The organism is Roseibacillus persicicus (assembly GCF_014651675.1).
GTDB lineage: Bacteria > Verrucomicrobiota > Verrucomicrobiia > Verrucomicrobiales > Akkermansiaceae > Roseibacillus > Roseibacillus persicicus.
The window spans coordinates 62,991-79,793 of the sequence record NZ_BMXI01000014.1 but is presented as its reverse complement, the minus strand read 5'-3'; the positions used below and the strand labels follow the sequence as shown (position 1 = coordinate 79,793).

13 protein-coding genes are annotated in these 16,803 nt (G+C 49.4%); all 13 read right to left on the bottom strand.

Translation table 11 applies throughout. The features are described from left to right. Window positions 1-19: 19 nt before the first annotated feature. Window positions 20-1,192: a hypothetical protein gene (locus IE099_RS15600; protein WP_189571809.1), complete on the bottom strand. Its 1,173-nt coding sequence runs from the start codon at window positions 1,190-1,192 to the stop codon at window positions 20-22. 38 nt (window positions 1,193-1,230) lie between these two features. Continuing rightward, the gene (locus IE099_RS15595; RefSeq protein ID WP_189571806.1) at window positions 1,231-2,460 is read right to left on the bottom strand and encodes a glycosyltransferase family 4 protein; all 1,230 of its coding nucleotides are present in this window, start codon (window positions 2,458-2,460) and stop codon (window positions 1,231-1,233) included. Between the two features lies 1 nt (window position 2,461). Next, window positions 2,462-3,766 carry a lipopolysaccharide biosynthesis protein gene (locus tag IE099_RS15590; RefSeq protein ID WP_189571803.1) on the bottom strand — a complete coding sequence of 435 codons (1,305 nt, stop codon included), beginning with the start codon at window positions 3,764-3,766 and terminating at the stop codon, window positions 2,462-2,464. Continuing rightward, on the bottom strand, window positions 3,750-4,262 hold the full coding sequence (locus IE099_RS15585) for a hypothetical protein (protein ID WP_189571799.1): 513 nt from the start codon (window positions 4,260-4,262) through the stop codon (window positions 3,750-3,752). The genes IE099_RS15590 and IE099_RS15585 overlap by 17 nt, the downstream gene beginning before the upstream one ends. A 1,000-nt stretch (window positions 4,263-5,262) precedes the next feature. Beyond that, on the bottom strand, window positions 5,263-6,651 hold the full coding sequence (locus IE099_RS15580; RefSeq protein ID WP_189571796.1) for a UDP-glucose 6-dehydrogenase: 1,389 nt from the start codon (window positions 6,649-6,651) through the stop codon (window positions 5,263-5,265). Window positions 6,652-6,724: 73 nt separating this feature from the next. Next, window positions 6,725-7,687: a GDP-L-fucose synthase family protein gene (locus tag IE099_RS15575; protein ID WP_189571793.1), complete on the bottom strand. Its 963-nt coding sequence runs from the start codon at window positions 7,685-7,687 to the stop codon at window positions 6,725-6,727. A gap of 86 nt (window positions 7,688-7,773) precedes the next feature. Further along, window positions 7,774-8,121 (bottom strand): four helix bundle protein, encoded by a 348-nt coding sequence (locus IE099_RS15570; RefSeq protein ID WP_189571790.1) that lies wholly within the window; start codon window positions 8,119-8,121, stop codon window positions 7,774-7,776. A gap of 77 nt (window positions 8,122-8,198) precedes the next feature. Continuing rightward, window positions 8,199-9,254, bottom strand: coding sequence for a GDP-mannose 4,6-dehydratase (gmd, locus tag IE099_RS15565; RefSeq protein ID WP_189571787.1), 1,056 nt, complete (start codon window positions 9,252-9,254; stop codon window positions 8,199-8,201). A gap of 416 nt (window positions 9,255-9,670) precedes the next feature. After that, on the bottom strand, window positions 9,671-11,782 hold the full coding sequence (locus IE099_RS15560) for a polysaccharide biosynthesis tyrosine autokinase (protein WP_189571785.1): 2,112 nt from the start codon (window positions 11,780-11,782) through the stop codon (window positions 9,671-9,673). A 49-nt stretch (window positions 11,783-11,831) separates the two neighbouring features. Further along, window positions 11,832-12,899 carry a polysaccharide biosynthesis/export family protein gene (locus IE099_RS15555; RefSeq protein WP_189571783.1) on the bottom strand — a complete coding sequence of 356 codons (1,068 nt, stop codon included), beginning with the start codon at window positions 12,897-12,899 and terminating at the stop codon, window positions 11,832-11,834. A gap of 26 nt (window positions 12,900-12,925) precedes the next feature. Then, window positions 12,926-14,431 (bottom strand): porin family protein, encoded by a 1,506-nt coding sequence (locus IE099_RS15550; RefSeq protein ID WP_189571780.1) that lies wholly within the window; start codon window positions 14,429-14,431, stop codon window positions 12,926-12,928. A gap of 684 nt (window positions 14,432-15,115) precedes the next feature. Further along, window positions 15,116-15,709: a hypothetical protein gene (locus IE099_RS15545; protein ID WP_189571777.1), complete on the bottom strand. Its 594-nt coding sequence runs from the start codon at window positions 15,707-15,709 to the stop codon at window positions 15,116-15,118. Window positions 15,710-15,751: 42 nt separating this feature from the next. Next, entirely contained in the window at window positions 15,752-16,687 is a 936-nt protein-coding gene (locus tag IE099_RS15540) for a hypothetical protein (protein WP_189571774.1), read from the bottom strand. Between the last annotated feature and the right edge of the window lie 116 nt (window positions 16,688-16,803).

Genomic DNA, 16,803 nt, shown 5'->3' with positions numbered 1-16,803 from the left:
ATATTTTCAAATAAATATTTCACCATTTCTCCTCCTCCTTAAATAAGAAATATAGAAACGGCCACGAAACTGCACTGAGATAAAGACTACCCATAAAAAACGACGACATCCAGAACCCAAATACAACCGACCTCTTATAAGTTGAACCTTTGACGAAAACAACTACAAGCACCAACCAAAACAACAGCACTGACAACATGCCGAAACAGAAGGCCCACCGCAACCAAAATCCATGAAACATAAAAGCAGAAACACCGTCTACAGACATCTCTACCATCTGCTTTTCCCACAAATACTCAAGTTTAGGCACAAGACTAGCGTCTACTGATGATGACACTCCGAAACCAAACAATCCTTCTACAGGATAATCTTTAACTATCTCACCATACATAATGAACATTTGGGCCCGATCAAGTGAATTTAGATCGAATGCCAACCCCCGCCCAACAAAGGAAAAGTAAATACCGCCTGCCACAACGACGGCCAAAACAAGAATCGTAATCATACTGACTACCCTTATTTTTTGTGAAAAGATTTTTAGACCCAAACCAAAAGAAATTAACAGCAGAGATGTTCTTGAAAATGTTAGCACAATTGCAACCAAAAGAACAATCTTGACGATCTGATGAGAATTTTTACAATTACGACCTTGAGTTGAAGCATCAAACAAAAAAAGACAAAGGGTCAACAGTATTGCATCATAATTCGGTTCACCACTTACGAATGGTTTCCCTTCCCCACTAACTACCACATCGTATCCAAATGAAACATACACAAGAAGAGCGAGGAGCAACGAAGAGACTATTAAGACATTTTTTCGGATATGCGCACCGCTTAGCACGACAATAAAGAATGAAATAGCCAACGCAAAAATTTTTATATCTGTAAAAAAAGCACTAGGATCGTAAAAACGTAACCCTCGGATTAGAGAAAGAACGACAGAGACTACGACAGGAACAATAATACATGATATAGCTATTATTTTCCGCTTGGAGAGAAATACATTTTTTCTTTGCACGAGAACACCGATAAAGCCTAAAAATGACAGAAACAATAAACCTACATCAAGCCACTTTCTACCTATATCGATAAGCCCTAGATGCGCAAAAAATCCGCCATATGGATAGACAACCAAAGCCAGTAAGAATGACACCTCGAGTAAGCTTATTGCTCTATTTTGACCATTTGCCATAAAATATCAAATCGCGCTTAGTTCCAAGAGACCTTTAATTACTCAAGTAAGTATTTTGCGATTTCAGAGCCATACTGACTCCACGGCCTTCCCTCGGCAGCTAATAGAGCCGCCGAGCTCACCCTCGCAAGTTTCTTTGGATTTCCGAGTAAATCCTCTAGTATGTCCACCATATGGCCAACGTCACCCGGTTCGGTTATCCAACCATCAATTCCATCCCGAATTATTGACGCGCCAGCGGTTCTTTTCGTCGTAATAACGGGTGTTCCTGTTGACATTGCTTCGGTTATAACTAATCCGAAGCCCTCAAAGTGGGAAGGAAACAAAAGAATGTCAGCCTTTCTCATTTCTTCTAGCACTTCGGAATGGGGTAAAGACGGGTGCCAATGCACATTCTTTAGGTGTTGGTCAAGTACTCTACTATTATTACCAATCTTTGCACCAATCACAGTCAAGTTAATTTTGTCACTTAGTCGAGTCGCGCATTCAAAAACCTCTTTAATTCCTTTCCTTTGCGAAAGAGCCCCAGTATAAAGTACGTTTAACTGCTTTGCATTGCCGGTTGAAATCTTGACATTGTCTTTTCTTACTTCAGGATATCCATAAGGAATCATCTTTAATTCTTTTATAGAACCCGGGAAACTATTCAACGTTTTTAAAGTATATTCACTTGCCACGATCACTCTATCCGCAAGAGATAGTTCTTCATCTAGCCTTCTTTTACCAGATTCACTAGTTGACACCATTGGGATAGTAGGAGCCCATTCGGGATATTCAAGAGCAAGGTTACCAAGCACTTGCTCAGCTTCTCTCCAGTATCCTAACACTAACTCATACGTTACTCTCTTACCTCTTTTCTTAGCTGCTTTCATCGTCTCTAAGACACTACCTCCGTTTGGAGACAAAAACACGTCCGTGATTTCGGGACCACATTTCAACAATCTTTTGGCGACTTTCTTGTCGATATAATCATACGAATCCTCAACAGAACCATACTGAATGCTGCCAATATAGCCCCCAATTTTTTGCTTGAGAACCCGTATTGCCTCTACTTTGGGATATATCTTCGTTAGCTCCTTATACGAATTCTCGTAAGTTCGAGGAGCTAGTACCGAGAGCAATCTTCGGCTTAGATTCGTACTATTCCTATCATTGAACCAGGCAAAACCTGTGTGGAACTCTAACAACGCCTCACTGTCGTGCAAACCAGCTAAGACTCCCCTTACATTTTGATTACCAGTTGGGTGAGATACTAAATACTTTCTCATTTTATTTTCCTGCACACATTTTTTCACTCGCTAATTTGGGGACTAACATTGACATACTAACATCGAAGAACAAAAAAGAGTATGCAAGAGAGTAAATCCCCAGATTAAGATGATTGCAAAAGTAAGCAACGAGAATAGCCAATACAGATACAAGAATAGCAATTAGATTCAACCCCCAAGGTCTATTCAAGGAACGTAGATATTCCGCAGCAATCCACCAGCGAGCATAAAATAAAAGCGACGACGCTAGAAGAATCCACATTGTTATGGACACATCAAATTTACCCATCGTCCAAACATTAAAAATCCTTGGTCCAAAAGTTATAAGGAAGACACCAAATACCATTGAAACAGCCAAAGATGCCCATGTTCCTCTTATATAAAGAGCCTTATTTTTATACAAGGAACCTTTGGAATAATTTCGCTGAAATTCAGGCCGAATGGTTTGAGATATCACTTCTACCAACTGATTTCCGAATCTCGCTAAAACTCTAACCGAGCCCCAGATTGCGGCACCGGTTGCTCCAAACAACGATCCAGCTACTATAATTGTTCCCTGAAAATATATTGCTTGCCACAATGGTCCCAATTGATGGCCAGCTCCAATCACGCCTAGTGATTTGATAGTTCGCGACCGTGGGCGGGACGTAAGAATAATTTTACACCCTTTCATCTTGGTAGCCACGATGACCCAGACAAACCAAATGAGCGTCCATAGTAACAAAAATAGTGCTAGATCAAACCCGTGTCCTCCAACCAAGGGAATACAGCAGCTAAGCAATAACTCCCCGAATATAAGAGTGTTTATCAGATTAATTGATTTAGATGGGCGCCCTTGTGCAACCCACCAACCTTGTAGCGGCTGGACAAGCATCTTGATAAACTGGGCAGTTATTAGTAGTGAAAGCAAGTATTCTGGGTGCTCAATCTGCCCCTTCGAATTAAATTGATCCCCAATTAATATAATTGCGGTTACTACTAGCGTAGCAACTATTGATGTGTAAATCCAACAAGAAGATAGGAGTCTACCATTGTCATTAGAGTTTGCATTTACACTCCCACTCAATGCAATCGCGTTAGACGCCGAAGTCCCTAACCCCAAATTGGAAATCGAGAGAAAAGACGGTATCGCCGTAAGTATGAGCCAATGCCCATAATAATCGACACCCCATGCACTGAGAAAAATCGGAACAACTGCAATTTGTCGAACCGCTATTAGCGCTCTACCAGTTAAAACGGCCAGGAAAGTCTTACCTACTCGCTGAAGAGTAGTAGAGCGAATCTTCCCTCTAATTTCCTTCAGCATTTATTTCTTCAATCATTTTAAAATCCTGAGAATAATACTTTTTTATTAGGCTCTCAGATCGTTTAGTGAGCAGAGCACGATCCCATCTCTCATCGCCATTCAATGTAACATTCGTTTTCTTAATCCTTCGATCTTGAATTCCTGAATCTGACTCAAGATTCAGGATTTGTTCAAGCTTGTCTAGCTCATCGATTGAAAATAGTGCTACGTCTATTTTCGTTCCACCTAGTGAACTTACCCAGATTTTTTGAGGTAGGAATAAGGGGTGCGCGACGAATTGGTTTCTCGTGTCTTTACTGTTGACAAATGACTCTACAAAACAATTTATATCTATAAATTGTTCTTCAATTATCTTACCCATTTCGAGGTCTGTAACACTTGCTCTCTCAGAGTAGATGAAATGTCGAACTGTCGAACAGAATCTTTCGTAAGGATCACGGTAGATTGCGATAACTTTTGTATTTTGTAATTTCTTCTTATCCCATGCTTCAAACATGAATAGAGGTCTATGGTTTTGATGTTTTCCATAAATTGATTTTGTGACGGAACTTCCAGCATTTTTAGGTATGTGTATAAATAGAATCTTATCCGCTATTGGCGGATACTCACTCCACGGATTACCATATGAAATCCGAACAATAAAAGACATTATCGGACCCGGAACACGATTCACCACCGAATAAATGTGTCGTTTACATATTAAAATAAATATTTTTTTTAGTTTTTCCCGCATTTTTCCGTTAGTCTTATTTTCTTGTTTGGCTTTCTAGAGACATGACGAGGTTAGAACATCTTTATCCAGTTGGCGAATTCAACGTGGAAAGTTAACGTTGGCTTGCTTGAAGAAGATATCGTCTGGGGTGGCGTAATAGAGCGTTTTTCATCTTGATTGGAAGATGCTTTAGACCACGGAAGTTTTCGAATTGTGAACTTAGACAAGTTTCGTTGATTTGGAAGATATTGAAGTGTATAGTTAAAGCTCGTGGGTTTTAGCTAGAAACCGTCGAATTCTCCAGGACTCCAATGCTTGTTGAGATTCTTTACATCAAGCTTACAGAGAGTTGGAGATTTGTATTTTGGCGAGGGTTGACGAACGGAGCAGGTGTTGCGCTGAGGGCGCCTGTTGCAAAATGAAGAGTGCGACATGCCATCATAATGCATTCCATGAATGGTCGCAGAATTACTAAACCCTAGAGTGCAAGCGACTTCAGCTTGAGCAGCATGACTTCAATCGTGTATCGGTCTTGACGGGTTAAGTGCTTGAATTGAAACATTGCTGGTCGGGTTTGGCGATTTAACCAGAGTTTTTATCAAGGCCTACAGTTGCGTTTCCCACTTGGAGCCAAGCCACGAAAGCCATCAAGCCCTAAGATTGTTGATTGGGGAATACTTTCTAGGGTTTTCTTGAGGCTCTCTTGTAGAGACTAAGCTCTAGGCACATTTATTAATGGAACATTGCCTTTGAAGAATTAATAAACATACTGATTTCCCCCCTCTTACCGTCCTTTTCCAATGGCGAAGGCTTCGAACCCTTGTTTCTTGAGGGCTTCGAGGGGAAGGATCGCTCGACCATCGAAAAAAAAGGCCGGTTTCAACATTAGATCATATACGCGAGGGAGGTCGAGTTCGCGAAATTCATCCCACTCCGTGAGAGTCGCAAGCGCATGCGCGCCCGCCGCCGCTTGATAAGGGTCAGCCACCACTTTCACGTTCTGGTTGATGGCGTTTTGGGAAACACCGACCTCAAGGAGGTCGCGATGGATGGTTTCAAGCGGCACCCGCGGATCATAGATGATTACCTGCGCGTTCTCGGCGATGAGGTCGCGGCAGACATTAATGGCAGCTGATTCGCGGGTGTCGTTGGTGTCCTTCTTGAAGGCAAAGCCCAAGATGGCAATGCGCTTGCCAGAGACGGTATTGAAGAGGGTACGTACGATTTTCTCGACGAACCGAGACTTCTGCCAGTCGTTCATGGTGACCACTGAACGCCAATAGTCAGCCGCTTCAGGTAGGCCAAAGGATTCGCAGAGATAGACGAGGTTCAGGATATCTTTCTGAAAGCAAGAGCCGCCGAAGCCCACCGAGGCTTTGAGAAACTTCGGTCCAATGCGGGAATCATATCCAATGGCGCGTGAGACCTCATCGACATCGGCTCCAGTGGCCTCGCAAAGGGCTGAAATGGAATTGATGGAAGAGATTCGCTGCGCCAAGAAGGCGTTAGCCACGAGCTTGGAGAGCTCCGAGGACCAAAGGTTGGTAGTGATGATGCGATCGCGCGGGACCCAATTGGCGTAGACCTCGACCAAGGATTCCAGTGCGGCCTGCCCCTCCGGAGTTTGTTCGCCCCCGATGAGAATCCGGTCCGGATTTTCCATATCGGAGACAGCGGTGCCTTCGGCAAGGAATTCGGGGTTGGAGAGAACTTGGAAGGTGGCTTCAGAAGTATTGTTCGCGCTCAGAATAGTCTGAATGGCCGAAGCGGTCTTTACCGGGATGGTGGACTTTTCGACAATGATTTTGTCCGAGTCCGAGACCTCCGCAATGAGACGGGCTGCGGATTCGATGTAGCGCAAATCAGCCGCCCGGCCGGCCCCAATCCCGTAAGATTTGGTCGGGGTCCCGACACAAACGAAGATGAGGTCCGCGGCTGCGATGGCCGGTTTGATTTTGGTGGTGAAATGAAGGTTTTCTCCACGCGCAGATTCGACGACTTCCTTCAAGCCAGGTTCGTAGACCGGAAGAGTGTCTGAATTCCAAGCGTCAATGCGCGCTTGAATGAAGTCACAGACGGTCACTTGGATTTTCGGACATTTGGCGGCAATCATGGCCATGGTGGGACCGCCGACATAGCCGGCGCCGAGACAGCAGATAGTTTTAATTTTCATCGCGAAGAAGGTGTGGTTTTAGGCCTAGGGAGTGAGACGAGTTTGGTGGGGCGGGTTAAAACTCGCGCTCCCTTTAGCGTTCGACGAGGCCATCGCGAAGAAAGCAGTCATAGGCATGCTGTATTCCGGACTCGAGGCTATGAATTTCGCTCCAGCCGAGAGAACGAATAAGGCTGGAATCCATCAGTTTGCGTGGAGTTCCATCCGGCTTTCTGAGGTCATGGGTGATTTCGCCTTCAAAGCCCACGATTTTGGCAATGAGATGAGCGAGGTCTTTGATGGTGATTTCGACTCCGCTCCCCAAGTTGACGAGGTCAGGCGGCTCTTCGAGTTCGAGGAGATGGAGAATCCCGGCCGCGCAGTCATCGGCATGAAGAAACTCACGGAGCGGAGAACCGGTCCCCCACATCACGACCTCGGTGAGGTTTTGTTCCTTGGCCTCGTGAAAGCGTCGAATGAGAGCGGGAAGAACGTGAGAATTCTCGGGATGATAGTTATCGCCCGGTCCGTAAAGGTTGGTGGGCATCACCGAGTGATAGGTGACGCCGTATTGTTTGCGGTAATATTCACAGGTCTTGAGGCCCGCAATCTTAGCGATGGCGTAGGCCTCGTTGGTGGGCTCAAGCGGGCCAGTGAGGAGAGCATCCTCTCGCATAGGCTGTTCGGCGAGCTTGGGATAGATGCAGGAGGAACCGAGAAAGACCAGGCGCTCCACCCCAGCCTGGTAGCTGCCGTGAATGAGATTATCCTGAATCAGGAGGTTTTCGTGAATGAACTCGGCCGGATAGGTGTTGTTGGCATGAATCCCGCCTACTTTAGCGGCTGCGATGATGACCACGTCCGGCTTTTCCTCCGCGAGGAAAGCATGGGTCGCGGCCTGGTCTCGCAGGTCGAGCTCGGCAGAAGTGCGTTTCACGATGTTCGTGCAGCCTTTCGCTTCGAGGGCACGGACGAGAGCGGAACCGATCATGCCGCGATGGCCGGCGACGTAGTATTTTTGGGAGGTTGCTGGAGTGAGGTTGCTGGAGTCAGACATTGGGTGGAGGTGGGAAGGGTTTTAGGTGGGAAGGATTTTAGGTGGCAGGTGGCAGGTGGCAGGTGGCAGGTGGCAGGTGGCAGTTCTTAGCGGCTTCTGAGTGAACGGATGAGGCCTTGGATCATGGCGGAGAGTTGTTTGCTTTCGTTTATCCAGGAGTCGGCAAGTTCCGCAGGCAAGAGTCCGGCTTTGACGCCGACTAACGCTTGGGTGCGGAATTCGCCGGAGGAGCCTCGGGCGTAGTCGAGGAATTTGATTCGGTCGGGAATCGTTTGTCGTTCATACCCCTCAGCGATATTGGAAGGAATGGAGAGACCCGAGCGAGTGATTTGGTCCTTAAAACCAAAGTCCCGACAATTTGCGAGACTCCGGTAGACCTCAGCACTCAATTCAACCGACCTCTTCCAAACATCCAACTCTTCAAATCCAGCCATTCCCAACTGAATCCACTCCCCCAAACCCTGCCAACTCCAAAACGAGTCGACCTGAAACCTGTCCCCTGTCCCCTGTCTCAAGCACTTCCAACGATTCCTTTGCTAATTTCGGCGAGGTCGGCTTCGACCATGATGCGGCAGAGTTCCTCGACGTGGGTGGTGGGTTCCCAACCGAGCTTCTCCTTGGCCTTGGCCGGGTCGCCAATAAGGAGTTCCACCTCAGCAGGACGGAAGTAGCGAGGGTTGATTTCCATGACTACTTTGCCAGTAGCGGTGTCGATGGCTGTCTCGTTGACCCCTTCCCCCTGATAGGCAATCTCCACTCCGATGTTTTTGAAGGACATGGTGATGAAGTCACGCACGGTGGTGGTCCGGTTGGTGGCAAGGACATAATCGTCGGGCTCATCCTGCTGGAGGATGCGCCACATGCCTTCGGTGTATTCCGGTGCATAGCCCCAATCCCGCTTGGCATCGATGTTGCCCATGGTGAGTTTCTCCTGCAGGCCCAACTTGATGCGGGCGACCGCCTGGGTGATCTTGCGGGTCACGAAGGTGCCGCCGCGACGGGGAGACTCGTGATTGAAGAGGATTCCATTGGAAGCGTGCAGGTCATAGGACTCGCGGTAGTTCACCACCATCCAGTAAGCATATTGCTTGGCGACGGCGTAGGGAGAGCGAGGATAAAAGGGAGTCGTTTCCGTTTGAGGGATTTCCTGCACCTTACCGTAGAGCTCTGAGGTGGAGGCCTGGTAGAAGCGGGTCTTGTCTTTCAAACCGGCTTCCTTGATGGCATCCAAGAAACGAAGAGTCCCCACCCCATCGACATCGACAGTGTATTCGGGCACTTCAAAAGAAACCTGCACGTGGCTCTGGGCACCCAAGTTGTAGATCTCGTCAGGCTCAATCTTTTCCAAGAGACGATTCAAATTCGATGAATCGGTCAGGTCGCTGTAGTGAAGAAAGAGGGACTGCCCGCCTACATTGGGATCGTCATGAAGGTGATCGATACGAGAAGTATTGAAGGAAGAGGCCCGGCGAATCATGCCGTGCACCTCATAACCTTTTTCCAGAAGTTGCTCCGCGAGATAAGACCCGTCTTGTCCGGTAATTCCACTGATAAGTGCTTTTTTCATTTTTAAGAATTTTTGATTAAGTATTTCTTCCTCGAAGGTTTGCGAACCCCGAAACATCTTATCGTTTTGACTGAGTCGGATTCACAAGAATTACAGATAGTAACTTCGAAGCAAACATCTAGTTAAGCGTCCGCCATTGGTCACTCGCTAGACGCAAGAACCCCATTCAGAAAAAGAAGATGTTAACTGCGTTCTCATGCGAGAAAGCTGAGGACAGACGCCAAGCGCTGCCACAAGGTTAACGACCCGAGGACAATCAATTCGGGGGTGACGGGGAAAGCCGTTAAGATAGATTTCAAGAATATCTAATCGCGCAAGCAACTGATATCTCGTTGGGCGGGAAGTAAGCTGATAGAACCGATAGGAGCGAGAACAAAATGAAAGTTTTTCGGAGCAGACAGTGACATCACTGTCACCTACTTGGGAGTCTTGGAGGATGAGCCATCCCCGTAGACGTCGCCGTAGCTAGATCCGTACCCATATTGGTCATAACCGTAAGAATATTTCCCTCCGAAAGCTTTGCGCTCGTTGTAGCCATTAAGCACAATTCCCTCCGGTCCTGCGTCTGCATTTTCGAGAACAGAGAGCACACTACTCACCATCCCCCGAGTGGTCTGCTCGGCCCGCACGACGAGGAGCAAATTGTCAACGAGAGGAGCAATCAAGCGCGAATCGGGAACAGGGAGAATCGGAGCGGTATCCACCACAATCTGTTCGAAGTGTTTCCGCAACTCATCAAAGAGCGCCTTGATGCGAGTGGATTCTAGAAGCTCCCCGGGATTGGGTGCAGGACTTCCCGAAAGGGCCAGAGTGAGGTTCTGAACCGACCCACAACTTTGAAAAATGTCGCCCAGCTGAGCCTTGGCCACCAGGAGCTCTACCAATCCAGCCTGCTGATCCCGTGTATGCCCGAAGAGCTTGTGCACCGAGGGCTTACGCAAATCGAAGTCGATGAGGAGAGTCTTCTGTCCTTGCTGCGCGAATGCAGAGGCCAAATTCGAAGCCACAAAGGTTTTCCCTTCCCCGGGAGTAGCGGAAGTTACCATCGTCACCTTGCGTTCATGCGCTGGTCCCAAGAGAGCAACGGAAGTGCGCAAAACCCGAAACATTTCGAGATAGTTGGACTTGATGGCGTCGTTGGCGAAGAGCAAGCCAGCCGACGGCTGCCCACTGGCTCCCTCCTTGCTGCGCCGCTTGCTCTTCTCAGTTGAAACCGATTGAGTTGCTTTCGACAGCTCAGGGATATCGGTAATGGCAGCGAGCACCGGGTAGTCAAATTGGGATTCCAGATCGCCCGGGCTATGATACTTGCTATCGACGAGCTGAAGCAAGAAGGCGAGACCGAGGCCGATGGCGAAACCACCCATGACCCCACCGGCAAGAATGAGGGATTTGCGAGGAGCGATTTGTTCGCCCTCGCGAGCGGCAGACTGACGGGACACCTCGGACGAACTGCCATCAGGGCCGAGTTCGAGCGTTTCCATCTGCGCGAGAATGGTCGAGTAGAGAAGGTTTTGACTTTCGATTTCGCTCTCTAGCACGGTGTGGCGCGCGATGAAGAGATCCCGAATTCGGTTGAGGGACTCCACCGTCTCCAAGTCTCCTTCTTCTTTCCGATAGGAAGCCCAGTATTCGGCATCGACAGGATTATCCATCGCCCGCAGCAGGCTCATCCGAAGTTGTTCGCGGGCACTCTCCAACTGATCATTGGCTTCCCGCATCGTGGGATGCAGGGGACCATAGCGGAGAGAAAGTGACTTGGCGTTGGCTTCCGATACCGTGAGCGCCTTTTCAAGTTCAAGGGGCGAGGAATAACTGGCGGAAACATTTTGAGCCTCCTGAAGGTCGGTCTTCACCCGCTTGGTTTCGCCGATGAGATACTGAAGATTCTCCTGGCTCACACTGGCCTTCTTCTCAATTCGCTGTTTGTCGTACTGCGCGACGAACTCGTTGGCCAGTTCACGGGCAACGAGCGGGTCCTCGTGAACAACCGAAATATCGATCAAGCGCGTATTGCGCCGCACCTCAACAGAGACCCAATCCTGAATCATCTGGGCCAACTCGGCTGCAGGAGGGACCTTGGACTTAATCTTGCCACGGTCCGGATCACCCATAAAAGGAAGCGGCTTGGGTCCGAGAGGAATGAGGTGGGAAAGCTTGCGGATGTGGGGCTCATTCGCGATCGCCTCGCACATTTCCAAGGTGGTGAGGCCTGAACGAATGGTTTCGAGGGCCTCTTCATTTTTAACATCAAAATCCCCAGCATCATTTTTCCCAAAAGCATCCACGCTGCTGTCGCGAACCAAAATGGTGGTCGTAGACTTAAACTCGGGAGCGGAACGCCAGATGATAAAAAAGGCAGTGGAAACACCTAAAAGTAGGCAGAGGATAATCCAAGGCCAACGAGCGAGAATGCGGGTGACGAGGTCCTTGAGATTGAGAATCCCCTCACCAGACTCCATCATTTCTTGCGAAAAGTCATCGGAACGCGGAGGAGTCGGAGCCTTTTTGGCTTTAGCTACTGGCATAATCTAAAAATTGAAGTGAGAAAAGAGGGCGGAAGCGGTCCCATCGAGATTAGAAACGACGAACCGGCACATTCACTGAGTCTCCCGGCATGAGGTAGTGCAGTTTAATCTTACCCTCTTCCATATCCGTAACATCGAATTCGACGACCTGGGTCCCTCCAGCAGTCTGCCGCGATACGGTGACTTTCTTCTTGTTGGCAAGACGGTCGAAGCCACCCGCAAGAGAAACCGCGGTCAACAAATCAAGCCTTCCATCAATCGGGAATTCCACTTGCCCGGGCTTTGCCACTTCGCCCAACATCGTGATGTATTTGTCGACGAAGCGACTCTTGGGGACGGTGATGATATCTCCAGGCATGACCTTGGCCCGTGCCTGGGTACTCAGAGCGCCCGAATAGATCTTCCCAGCTCGCTTAAGGGTGATTCGTTCAGGATCGGCCTCCTCGGTCAAACCCTTGGCCATTCCAATAGCTGTTTCAATATCGAGTTCTCCAGTGCGCGGAAAGATCAGCTGACCTGCCATTTCTACCTCGCCGAGGATAGTGACATGCTTATTCACATAAGGATTGGTAGCAACGTTCACAATATCACCGTGCTTAAGAACGACCGGATTTGTGCCAGCAAGAGTGACTTTCTCAAAATCATAGAACTGCGATTTGTCACCGCTCACCACCTCGATACGCTCGGGATACGCGTGGGGAGCCAATCCTCCCACCGTATTAATAGCGCTCACCAAATCAAGAGAAGTGTTGGCCGGAATTGTGACCGGTCCAGGCTTAAGAACCGCGCCCATGACCATTACCTGTTCATCAGCAGCATTCATCAAATTAACACTAACCTGAGGGGAAATGAGATAATCGCCTTTGTAGAGTTCAGTAATCTTCGCCTCTGCATCCAAAAGGCTCAACCCACCCAACTTGACTGAACCGATCAGAGGTAAAGAAGCCTCTCCGGTCACAGTAAGCTGAACCTCACGACTCATATCCGGCTCGCCGAACACATTCAGCCGAATCTTATCATTTCCCTTTAGAAGATAGACATCAGCTGCCTGCCCCCACTGAATCAAAGACAGCAGGAGACAGAGGGTCGCCAGGACCCGCAAGGTGAGATTGTGCATGTTGTTGTTGTTGTTGTTGAATCTGACTAAAAATCGATACTTAGACCGGAAGTTAGCTGAACACGGTTCCAATCCCGATCTCCCGCAGAAGTCGAAAGTCGAACCGAATTGTCCCAGATGAGTTGGTCACTAATGGCGGTCGTTCTATGCTTCAAGAATAAACTGCCGGTCGTTAAGTCTTCCCGAGTGGTCGAGGTGGGACCCACGGACTCGTAGGAGGCCAAACCATAGGAAACGCCCCCACTGAGAATCCAAGAGCCAAAGTTATGGCTCAACCCCAAAGTGACATCGAAGTCATTGATAAGAAGACCCACCGAGTCAGGCGAAGGAAAGGTCCCGTAACGCGCCAAGAGCTTAAGCTTGGTGTATTCGGAGAGATCGTAGTTCGCAGAAACACTCGCGCCGACGCGCGCCTCTCCGTTCCCACCCCCACGGTCAGTGGGACTGTTGATTTGCTGAACGGATTGATAGGTCAGTTCAGCCTGCAACGACCAAGGCCGGTTTGGAGCCTGGTAATCAGCGGCAATCCCAAATGCCGGACCCGACTCCCCTCCTCCAATGCCTGAGAAGTCTACTGATTCGAATCCAGCAAATGCCGACAAGTCTAAAAGACCGGTGGCATCATAGCTCATATCCAAAACAAATGAGGTCGACTCTGTGACTCCAAGGTTGGTTGAATCGGTCTTGGCGTATCGGACCGAAGGTCCGACCCTCAACAATGGAGTGAAGGCCCAATAGGCGGTCAAGGATGCGAACGTGGTGTCAACGTCGGAAAGAGAGAAAGAGTCGCTTTCGAACGAACCCCACCCCAAACCGATCGCCAAGGAGGTCTTTTCCGAAAACTGGTATTCTCCTTTCCCCACATAGGAAATTTGACGATTCTGCGTACGACCGTCGGCGAAGCGATCGGCCTGAGTAATCTGGCTCAAGAACAAGATATTAGAAAACTGCGCGATTGGTCCCCGATAGTTCAAAGACGCTCCCCCAAGCTGATCGAAGGCATTCTGGGACTCATTCTCAAGGTAGGCCCTAACAATGGGAGAGTAGCTAAACTCGAAAATCGTTTCCGCTCCTCCCGGAGGGGCTGAGCTGAAGTTGATGGTGGGAGCAAAGTTCAGCAGAAAATCGGACTGCTCGTCATCTTCATCCTGCAGGATATTGCTATCATAGCCCACATTGGCGGCTATTCCGAAGATCCAGCCTTCGCGGCTGAAGTCGCCGTTGGAGCCACCGGGGAGAAGTTCTCCGCTTTGCGCAACAGAGGCAGACGAGTTTTCTTGTGAAGTCGCTTGCTGCACCACTGGGACAGGGTCGACGGGAGTGACTACTGGCTCCTCCAAGGGAACTTCCTCCAGAGGCTCTTCAGTAAGGTTCTCCGCCTCGATGGATTCTGCGCTGTCAGTTTCCGGAACTGGGATTTCGGAACTAGCCTCGGATGCTTCCGCTGGAACTCCTTCTCCTGGCGCAGGGAGAAAATTTTGCGCATGAGCCGGAAAACCAAGACCTACTCCTGCCGCTAAAACTGGAAACATCTTCTGGAGCATTGGATGCGTGAACCTCATGGATGGGAAGACAGATCAGAAATTGAATTTATACAAGTGAGATTACAGGGAAGATATCTGCGGAAAGCACGTTCCGGGCCAGCACTCGATTTGTAACAATATTGAAATCATTTGTGATTGGGCAAAATAGATTGATGCTAAGCGAAGTAGCCTCAAACGAATCAACATTGGATTCCCAAGCAGCGAATTACTGGATTCCTTTGAAACTACAGGGACTGAGACACGCCACGAAAAATTAAGTTCACTTGTTTTGAATTTTTTTCCCGCTCTTTTCGCAAATTTAGGTGAAAGAAATCATCATTTCGGGAGGAAGAGCATTTTACATAAAATTACAAATCCACCACTCAACCTGTCTATTGATTCAGTGAACTTTCTTACGGTAAACCGCATCTCCTCAAGGAAATCGATATCTTATGAAAATGAATTCATGTATTTGGTGACTACTTAGAAATCACCGCTTCTTTAGAGTTGAAAGAGCGCGAAGATATTACGGCAAGCAAGGCCTCCGTTTATCGACAAGGCTCGCTGCTCGACGAAAAGAACTTTTCCCAAAACCGACGAGGGAAGGAATCCCCCCAAAGGGGTTGACCTCTTTTTTTAGCTGGCCGATTTGGGATGACCGGAAGGCGGCCGGACAGGATCGCCGCCGCTCGGTTATTTTGCCAAAAGCTCGGCGACAAGATCGGCGATGTCGGACTCTTTGGCTGGCATGGGGACTTGGCGTCCATCTTCGTGACGGATTTCACCCGTTGCTCCGTTCACCACGATGCTTTGTCCTTCGCGAGAGATCCAATCCATGAGCTCTGCCTCGGTGGTGACGGGGTGAAGATGGGCGGAGTCGAAATAGCCACTCTCCATTACGGCCTTCGTTTGGCTTTCGTCCAAATCAAAGAGGATGATAGCAGTGAAAGAAGAAGGCCCGGTCGTTTTGCCTCTCATCTGCTCGGCTTCGCCCGCAGGGTCGGGCTTGAGGAGGAGGGACATGAGAACTCCCACCAGCACGAGGGCAGCAAGAGCTCCGGAAAAAGCAGGCTGCGCAAAGAGGCTTTTCAACTGTGCCCAGAGCCCGGGTGCTTTCACCTCGCTGGCCGCCTGCTGGTCACCATACTGGCCCCGCAGGCGCTCCCGCAGATCGTCGGGCATGGGAGGAACCTCCTCCTGCGGATGAGGCTGCAGACTTTTTTCGAGAATCTCGGTAATACCGCGAAGCTCTTCGGGAGTCTCGTCTTGGGGGGAAATCATCTTCATTTGTGGGGTTAATTATTAAACCGGATGCAATGTGCCTGATTTTCAATTTTGCAGCACTTTGGCCAACTTGTGGAGGGCTCCATGAAGATGCTCGTTGAGGACCCGACGCTTTTTGGAGGTTGAATCCGTGGGCTTAAGCGCCAGTTTGCCCAAAATCTCTTTCTCGTCCAAAAGCTCGCCCATAGTGTGGGTCTGTCCGACGTGAATGGCGAAGACCAGCTCCCACTCCAAGGCCGTGAGCTCTTCCTCACACAGCTCATAAATACGGTCGAAGGTCAGGTCGGCAGGATCTCCGAAGACCCGGGCGGACTTGTCCTCGAATTGACGCCGATTCTCCTGCTCCTCGGTCAGATCTTCATAGGAATGCTGGGTATTGGGCTGGTTCTTGAGCGCGGACTGCCTGCGACGCCAATCAATGGATCGGAACTGCAGCATCTTGGTAAAGAGCGGAATAATCTCCTCGAAAAGACTGATCGTTTCAATCGGAGCCCGTTGGTCGGAGCCTTTGAGACGGGGCAACTCGGCAAAGGTCTCGATGAAGACATCCTCGGCATCGTGGTCTCGAATCCCTTTGCGACCAAGGGTTGCGAAACCAAAGGGACGGAGCAGGGGCGCCAAGAGATTCCACTCACGATCCACGAAGGAGTCGTCCGCGCTGCGCTGCTGCAGCTTGTCCAAATCCAGATTCGCCTCGTAGCGCTGGTCGTCGGGGTCGTGATGCCGCTGGGGGTCCGCGTTTTCCGTGCGCTCACCCCGGACCTGGTGTCGGGAGCCCTCATAAGCTTCATCGAGCAAAGCGGCGGAGAACGCGGGCTTGCCCGGCAATTGGGGATAACGGCTCATCAGGCGATCCCAAAGTTCCACGACCCTTTCCTTGGTCACATCCTCTGGAAGGAGCACCCCCTCAACCGGTCGGCGATAGCGCGAGTAGCACGCCGCCCAGAGCTTTTCAAAAAAAGGAGCATCGAAGCCAGCCATCGGCGGCAGTGTAACGATCAGGGGCGGGATCGGAAGGCGGAAGTTGCACTAGCCAGTAGCCGCGACAGCTTGCCCACCAGCAAGATTCGTCCCGTGCCCGTCCTTTAGGGAAACAG